The 7049-nt window shown below is 58.8% G+C and carries 11 protein-coding genes; all 11 read right to left on the bottom strand.

Translation table 11 applies throughout. The annotated features are described in order from the left end of the window. Positions 1-321: 321 nt before the first annotated feature. A complete protein-coding gene (locus HIJ39_RS20655) occupies positions 322-660 on the bottom strand; it encodes a hypothetical protein (protein ID WP_169102926.1) in 339 nt (112 codons plus the stop codon). Continuing rightward, complete coding sequence (locus tag HIJ39_RS20650; protein ID WP_169102925.1) at positions 660-983, bottom strand: hypothetical protein; 324 nt, start codon at positions 981-983, stop codon at positions 660-662. Before HIJ39_RS20650 ends, HIJ39_RS20655 begins: the two co-directional genes overlap by 1 nt. 167 nt (positions 984-1150) lie before the next feature. After that, complete coding sequence (locus HIJ39_RS20645) at positions 1151-2368, bottom strand: WD40/YVTN/BNR-like repeat-containing protein (RefSeq protein WP_169102928.1); 1218 nt, start codon at positions 2366-2368, stop codon at positions 1151-1153. A gap of 199 nt (positions 2369-2567) precedes the next feature. Beyond that, entirely contained in the window at positions 2568-3386 is an 819-nt protein-coding gene (locus HIJ39_RS20640; RefSeq protein ID WP_169102927.1) for a S26 family signal peptidase, read from the bottom strand. 327 nt (positions 3387-3713) lie between these two features. Continuing rightward, positions 3714-4052, bottom strand: a complete 339-nt coding sequence (locus tag HIJ39_RS20635; RefSeq protein ID WP_169102926.1) for a hypothetical protein — start codon at positions 4050-4052, stop codon at positions 3714-3716. Continuing rightward, positions 4052-4375, bottom strand: a complete 324-nt coding sequence (locus HIJ39_RS20630) for a hypothetical protein (protein ID WP_169102925.1) — start codon at positions 4373-4375, stop codon at positions 4052-4054. The genes HIJ39_RS20635 and HIJ39_RS20630 overlap by 1 nt, the downstream gene beginning before the upstream one ends. A 96-nt stretch (positions 4376-4471) precedes the next feature. Further along, entirely contained in the window at positions 4472-4828 is a 357-nt protein-coding gene (locus HIJ39_RS20625; RefSeq protein ID WP_169102924.1) for a HepT-like ribonuclease domain-containing protein, read from the bottom strand. Further along, positions 4812-5132 carry a nucleotidyltransferase domain-containing protein gene (locus HIJ39_RS20620; protein WP_169102923.1) on the bottom strand — a complete coding sequence of 107 codons (321 nt, stop codon included), beginning with the start codon at positions 5130-5132 and terminating at the stop codon, positions 4812-4814. Before HIJ39_RS20620 ends, HIJ39_RS20625 begins: the two co-directional genes overlap by 17 nt. A 147-nt stretch (positions 5133-5279) precedes the next feature. Further along, entirely contained in the window at positions 5280-6122 is an 843-nt protein-coding gene (locus HIJ39_RS20615; RefSeq protein WP_169102922.1) for a tyrosine-type recombinase/integrase, read from the bottom strand. A 93-nt stretch (positions 6123-6215) separates the two neighbouring features. After that, the gene (locus HIJ39_RS20610) at positions 6216-6770 is read right to left on the bottom strand and encodes a hypothetical protein (protein ID WP_169102921.1); all 555 of its coding nucleotides are present in this window, start codon (positions 6768-6770) and stop codon (positions 6216-6218) included. A gap of 1 nt (position 6771) precedes the next feature. Further along, the coding region (locus HIJ39_RS23845; RefSeq protein WP_207711824.1) for a hypothetical protein at positions 6772-7049 on the bottom strand (278 nt) is incomplete at its 5' end.

The raw sequence follows: 7049 nt of genomic DNA, 5'->3' as shown, positions 1-7049 counted from the left end.
TTCACACACTCATCGTACGGGAGGCGCTTTCATGCACACAAACTCCAAGAACTACTCCCTACAGGAATGATCTCGCCCCCATTACCCGGCCATTGAGCTTGAGAACTATTGCACGTTGCAGGTTCCCGGGATCGTCCGATAACAGCGACATGCCCGCCCTGTCAACTTGAACTTTGGCCGGCTTCGACCATCTTTTTTACGGATGGCAGCGAGGTTGGTCTGTCTCGGACCGCAGCACGGACGGTCACGCTGGCAGGGGCATTCTTTCCCGGGGATAAACGACGACGAGGGGGGCCCCGCCACACATCGAGCCATCCGGGACTACTCTTCAATGGGACGTTGTCGGGGATGACGAATCCGCCAAACCAAAAGCTCCGCAGGGTCCACGCCTGGTCCCACGTACACGCGGAACCTTTTTCCGCGAAACGCGATGAGGACGCGCTTCAGCTCGATGTCCAGCAGGCGTCCATGGGGCTCATCCCAGATCGTCAGGGCGCGAAAGGGCAACTCATCGTACGTCGGAAAGCGTTCCAGATAGACGCTGATGGTCTGGCGCAACAGGAAGGCGACCGGATCCCACCCCTGGTTGGGGTGCCCCCGCCAGCGGTCATAGTCCCACAAATCCTGCAGAGCGCGCCGAGCAAATCGGATGCGCGACATCAGGGTTCCGGCGGCATCTCGTCGTGGCCGGACAAATACCTGAGGTAGCGATCGGCCTCGTCGGCGCCGAAAAACCGCTCGTTGTTTCCATGCGCAACGATGTCCCGGATCAAGGCGACTTCGTCTGGATCCCAAATCAGTTCCCGCTCACCGCCCTCACTGGCTAGCCAGCGAACGATACGGTCGAGCATAGGCAAGCGTTCCGGGGGAATCGTTTCGATGAGGCGTTGAATCTCTTCGCGTTCGACCGCCATGGGAGCCACCTCCACGTAATCGTAGTATAGCATCCCCGCGCTGGTCAGCCGAACACCAGCCTTCGCCATCTTCAGTGCACCCTGCGAGACTCTCGCCCCCGTTACCCGGCTATTGATCATGCAAACTGTTGCAGGATACATCTATCGGGTCGCTGGACCCGAGCGCATCCTCAGGCGTAAAAGCTGGGTGATGACTGACATCGCGATTTTGTTAATCCAATCAGTGGCTCGCAACATCACAACACCCGGGCCCAGCGAACCCCTGCATCCTCCGTGCGATAGATCGCGGTGTGGCCATTCTGCTGCATGAGCAGAAATCCGGCCGCCGCGGACACTCGGTTGAAATTCACCACGGTCCCGGCGGGTAACGTGCTCGCCGTCCATGCGTGACCGCCATCCGCCGTCCGATAGATGTGCGATCCGAGCACGACCCACCCGTTCTGCGGCGTAATCCACCCCTGAAAGATGACGCCGGGCTGTTGTGGCAAAATGGCATCGGGCGTATGGGGTAACATCTGCCACGTCTGCCCCCCGTTGGTACTCCACTCCAACCTCCACCACGCTTTCGTCGGGGAGCTCTTCGACGGAAACGCCCGCTGCATCACCACCGGCACCACGACAATCGCCGGGTCCATGACAATGGTCGACCAATTGCCCGCCAGTAAGGGCAACGGCGAGCGGGGCGAGGACCACCGATCCCCTCCGTCGGCCGTCATAATGAGGGATGCGCTATGGGGTCCGTCGGCAATGTTTCTCCCGCCTGCCAACACGCCGATCGAGCCGTTGGCAAAGGCGAGTCCCGCCGTCGCACTCAGTGCGCCGTCAAAGACTGCATGCCATCCCGGGCGCTGTACGCTGGTGCGCCACACCCGGATATCAACATGGCCGGCCAAGCCTTGCGACGCGGCGACTATCCATGCATCGCGATTACCGACGGCCGCCATATGGGTGAGTCCCAAGCCCGCAGGGACGGCCGGATGGAGTAGCGTCTCCGTCCAATGCTGTCCGCCATTGGCCGTGTGCCAAACTTGGATGCTATTGTTTCCACGGGGTACGGTCAGCCACGCCGTCCACGCATTGGGGAAGGCGACCGCGGTGCCGGAGTCCACGAGGTAACCTGCAACCACCGGACCGCCGCCCGCCATCGGCATTAACGCGCGCGTCAGGGCACGGCTCGCCACATTGCGCCACCGGTGTCCACCGTCCGTGGTGTGGAGGACTTGCCCCTTTCCATTGATGGCCCAGCCCTGCCGCGCGGACACCATATCCAGCGTAATCACTGTCGCAGGCGGTTGCACGCGCGAAGCGGTTGTCGACGGCGCGGCAGAGGTGGCTGCCGAAGAACGGACCGTCGATGGTGAATGCGACGCGGACGAGGGGTGCGCTGTCGCTCCACAGCCCGCCATCACAAAACTCCCCACCAACAAGCCAGATACGATCACCAGATTGTTCATCCTGGGTACCTCCGGTGACAGATTTCACCAGGAAAACGTGCATCGGCCCGCAAAGGTCACCATCCGGTCGTGGTTCACTACTTCTAGTGTTTCAGTGAGGTAAGGTAGGACTCTTTACCCAAAAGGACCACGGTTACTTACGGCGCTTACGCCCACCTAACCGGCTCTCACAAGCTTGTCATCCCGCCCGTGGATCTGGCTAATCAATCGTGAGTGGCGGCCCGCCGTGCAAGAGCCCGATGACGATCCCCTGGATGTCGGACGCGGGGAGCAACCCCAAGTGACTACGGTCCACGCCCGACTCGAAATGAAGCCAGTAATGATTTTCCGGCACTCGTTGAGGGCTGTTTTCGGTTCTGGTGCCGTCACCCAGTACATCTCCCGGGAGCCATCGGATTGTCCTCACCCACAGGCGTGAACGGTGCGGCGGCGGCCGAAAGACGATGATATCACCCCGGCGAATGACCCGCCATCGGGTCTCGACCAGCAAGGTGCTGCCATGGGGGACCGCCGGCGTTAACTCATGACCCCGCATCATCCATAGCTTCACGGATCCTTGCCAGGGGATTAATGTCTCCGTTAGGAAGGTGCCATCAGGAAAATCCGGAAGCCCTCGTTGGGGACCCATAAACCAGCCGAATGGGCGACCCCAGACCGCGTAGTGACCGTCGTCAGCGACGGCGATCACACTGTAGAGGCGCTTAGACCGTAGGTAGGCGGGATACTGTCCCTGCCACGCAAAGGTTCCTTGGGGAGACACGTTGACGTGCCCCAGGTGGACGAGATCGGGATGGTCATACAGGGATGGCGACACACCCGTCTTGAACCAATGACCGTCGGACAAGCCCTTCGGCGCCGGCCGGAAATAAAGATCCACGGCCCGGTAGCGACGCCAATTGCCGGTCGAATCCACCGTGAGTGGACGGTCTTTGATAAAAGCTGACCGCGTCGTCACAGAACACGGCGGCGGATGATGCCATGTGACGCCGTTGATCGTCAGGCTGGGCGAACTGTCCATCCCACCGTCTCCCCCCATGCATCTTGGCATCATCGTACACCTTCATACTCCGGGTGGGGCGCCGACCTTGCTGCACATACGCCCCCATTACCCGGCCATTGAGCTTGAGAACTATTGCACGTTGCAGGTTCCCGGGATCGTCCGATAACAGCGACATGCCCGCCCTGTCAACTTGAACTTTGGCCGGCTTCGACCATCTTTTTTACGGATGGCAGCGAGGTTGGTCTGTCTCGGACCGCAGCACGGACGGTCACGCTGGCAGGGGCATTCTTTCCCGGGGATAAACGACGACGAGGGGGGCCCCGCCACACATCGAGCCATCCGGGACTACTCTTCAATGGGACGTTGTCGGGGATGACGAATCCGCCAAACCAAAAGCTCCGCAGGGTCCACGCCTGGTCCCACGTACACGCGGAACCTTTTTCCGCGAAACGCGATGAGGACGCGCTTCAGCTCGATGTCCAGCAGGCGTCCATGGGGCTCATCCCAGATCGTCAGGGCGCGAAAGGGCAACTCATCGTACGTCGGAAAGCGTTCCAGATAGACGCTGATGGTCTGGCGCAACAGGAAGGCGACCGGATCCCACCCCTGGTTGGGGTGCCCCCGCCAGCGGTCATAGTCCCACAAATCCTGCAGAGCGCGCCGAGCAAATCGGATGCGCGACATCAGGGTTCCGGCGGCATCTCGTCGTGGCCGGACAAATACCTGAGGTAGCGATCGGCCTCGTCGGCGCCGAAAAACCGCTCGTTGTTTCCATGCGCAACGATGTCCCGGATCAAGGCGACTTCGTCTGGATCCCAAATCAGTTCCCGCTCACCGCCCTCACTGGCTAGCCAGCGAACGATACGGTCGAGCATAGGCAAGCGTTCCGGGGGAATCGTTTCGATGAGGCGTTGAATCTCTTCGCGTTCGACCGCCATGGGAGCCACCTCCACGTAATCGTAGTATAGCATCCCCGCGCTGGTCAGCCGAACACCAGCCTTCGCCATCTTCAGTGCACCCTGCGAGACTCTCGCCCCCGAATCCCGTGCGAAATGTGAAACAGGAAGCGGGACTGCCGTCTAAGGGACGACCGGGGCTTATGTTTATTCTTCTGGTTCCGGACTGTGAGCGTTCTCGCTACGTAATTGTTGTTGGAGTGCGGGAAGGTCATGACGCACCACGTCCCACACCGTCTCTAGGTCGACATCCGCATATCCGTGAATGAGGACGTTTCTCAATGCCCTCAAACGCCGTGCCTCAAGCTCCGGATGGGATTGGCGAAATTCCTCCGACAATCGTCCCGCGGCCTCCCCCGCAATTTCAAGCTGCCGAATAATGGCGGATTGGGCAAACTCATCGGCCATGAATTCCGCTCGGGTGATCCGATTCGCCCACTGGATGGCCTTCGCAATGGCATCCTGGATGTGTCGAACGTACAGTTCTTCATGATGGCGCGACATAAATGGTTTGCGCCTCCCGTAATACGTCCTCTCGAATCATGGGGTCCAGTAAGTGCGGTTTCACGAGGTCGACGGAACGGCCCCAGACATCCTCCAACGCTAAGAGAAGATCGATCCATCCCAGACCGCGGGCGGATGAATTCGGTCGCAAAGTACAGAGCACATCGATGTCGCTCTGACCGTGGAAGTCAGCCCGTAGCACGGACCCGAATATCCGAAGATCTTGCACGCCAAAATCCTGGCAAATCTTCTCGACCTGATTAAGACGCAAGTCTATCGGCAGATTGGACCGTGGAATACCCACAGAATCGTTCCTCCTACCTCGTCCCGTTCAACAGGTGTCCGCAATAGACGACAACCCCACAGACGGCTCCAGATAAATGATAACAGAAAATTATGCTAGGTCGCTATCCGGCCCGTTAATGCACCAGTGGCCTGCACAAAATGGGCTCTACTGAACAAAGTAGCGTTGGTACATTTGGTGCCGCGACTCGCCGCTCAGCACGGCGTACAGTTGAGTCGTTTCCGGCTTTTCATGTCCCAATATGGATTGGACGGCGGCCAAGGGAGCTCCTTGGTTCAGTAACGTTGTCGCTAACGTGTGCCGCATTGTGTGAGGATGAACCTTGTGTTCCAATCCACAACGCCGTGCAACGCGTTTGAACACGCCCTGAATACCTCGAATTGTCATGCGGCGCGGGGCTCGTTGGGTCACGAATAAGGCGGCGTCCGTGTCCTGGCGCCCATGAATGTAGCGCACCAGCCAAATGCGAGACTTGGAGCCGAAGTACACTTCTCGTTCCTTATTCCCTTTCCCTACAACGATGACACAACCGCGTTGCCAGTCAACGTCGTTGCGATTGAGACGGACAGCCTCGCCCACCCGACACCCAGTAGCAAAGAAAAACTCGACGACCGCATGTTCCAAGGTCGTTTTACATGCATCCCGAAGCATCTCTAATTCGTCTAGATTCAACGCTTTCGGCACTCGTTGCCCCAGCTTGGGTTCCTTCAGTTTCCGAATGGGGTTCGGTATCAGTATGCCTTCATCTTCGCACCAGCGAAATAGGCTGTTGATGGCGCGCACTCTGTGTCCGAGACTCGATGGCCGCAAATGGGCGGCCTGTGCAAGATAGGCGCGAACATCCTCCAGTGTCACCAATTCCAACTCTATATCTCCCAGGACACGCATCAGAAGATGATGTTGCAAGCGATATGCGGCCAGAGTATATGGCGAATAGCCTTCTTGCTTGCGCGTGGCCAGATATTGCTGAGAAGCTTGTGATATGTGCATGAATCATGTCCCCTTAGTCCAACGTCGTTTCCGACAAAATACGCCGCGACACCGTCGCGGCGTACATGGCCTTGTCGAAAAAATGGAGACCGGTCAGACTTTCCTAACAGACCGCGGGCCTGGTGATGGCCCGTCCCCGCAAAGTGGTGCAGGGCCAGACGGACGCTGGCCGTCCGTCTGATCAACATCAGGGGGAGCCAATGGGTCCAGGATGCCGTTCTCATCGATAGCGCCAAATCGCTGGGCGATCACCATCCGCAGTTGCGTATTTTCCCGGCGTAATTGATCCACAGCCGCTTTGTATTCGTGGACCAACTGGTTAAGATGGGCCACCTTGCGGGCCATCTGCTGGCTATCCTCTCGTGTTGAGGATTCCGGATCGCCTGTCTGCTTTTGACCTGCGAGGATGGCGTTCACGTCTTGGTCGAGAGAACGGTACCAATCCTCCAAGTAATCTCGGTGGGGACCGGACCACAAGACGCGCGCACTTTTGAGGCCAATGCGGGGTCGCTGCGCCACCCAGGTGAACACGGTAGTTTTGGTGAGCGTGGCCAGTCTCCCTCGGCGTACATCGTTCAAAATTTTGCGTTTGAGTTGGGCGCATTCCCACGTGAGGTCCGCCCGGCGAAAGGATGGTGTTCGCGGCATCCTACCCGTCCTTTCCCATTGTCAAGCAGCCCAAAATCTCGTCCGCGGACGGGCGCTCGGCCGTTTGTCCATGATCTCGGTAATAGGCGCGGGCCCTTGTCCAGAGCATCCGGTGCCGTGTGCGGGCCTCCGTTGGAGACAGGCCAAACTGGTCCCGCCACAAGATCGTTTCCGTTTTGTCGAGGCGGGCTTTAAGCTGCTGACTCCCTTGAAAAAAGATTTGTTGTACCGTATTTAGGGCCTGAACTGACGCAACTACAACACATGTAGCGGTGGTCA

Origin of the sequence: Sulfobacillus harzensis (assembly GCF_012933365.1) — a bacterium.
Taxonomy (GTDB): Bacteria; Bacillota; Sulfobacillia; order Sulfobacillales; family Sulfobacillaceae; genus Sulfobacillus_B; species Sulfobacillus_B harzensis.
Note: the sequence above shows the minus strand (reverse complement) of the source record. Positions and strands in the feature narration are given on the sequence as shown.

Coding starts and splice junctions, on each gene's coding strand:
- HIJ39_RS20655 (WP_169102926.1), bottom strand. CDS start 660: ATGTCGCGCATCCGATTTGCTCGGCGCGCTCTGCAGGATTTGTGGGAC.
- HIJ39_RS20650 (WP_169102925.1), bottom strand. CDS start 983: ATGGCGAAGGCTGGTGTTCGGCTGACCAGCGCGGGGATGCTATACTAC.
- HIJ39_RS20645 (WP_169102928.1), bottom strand. CDS start 2,368: ATGAACAATCTGGTGATCGTATCTGGCTTGTTGGTGGGGAGTTTTGTG.
- HIJ39_RS20640 (WP_169102927.1), bottom strand. CDS start 3,386: ATGGACAGTTCGCCCAGCCTGACGATCAACGGCGTCACATGGCATCAT.
- HIJ39_RS20635 (WP_169102926.1), bottom strand. CDS start 4,052: ATGTCGCGCATCCGATTTGCTCGGCGCGCTCTGCAGGATTTGTGGGAC.
- HIJ39_RS20630 (WP_169102925.1), bottom strand. CDS start 4,375: ATGGCGAAGGCTGGTGTTCGGCTGACCAGCGCGGGGATGCTATACTAC.
- HIJ39_RS20625 (WP_169102924.1), bottom strand. CDS start 4,828: ATGTCGCGCCATCATGAAGAACTGTACGTTCGACACATCCAGGATGCC.
- HIJ39_RS20615 (WP_169102922.1), bottom strand. CDS start 6,122: ATGCACATATCACAAGCTTCTCAGCAATATCTGGCCACGCGCAAGCAA.
- HIJ39_RS20610 (WP_169102921.1), bottom strand. CDS start 6,770: ATGCCGCGAACACCATCCTTTCGCCGGGCGGACCTCACGTGGGAATGC.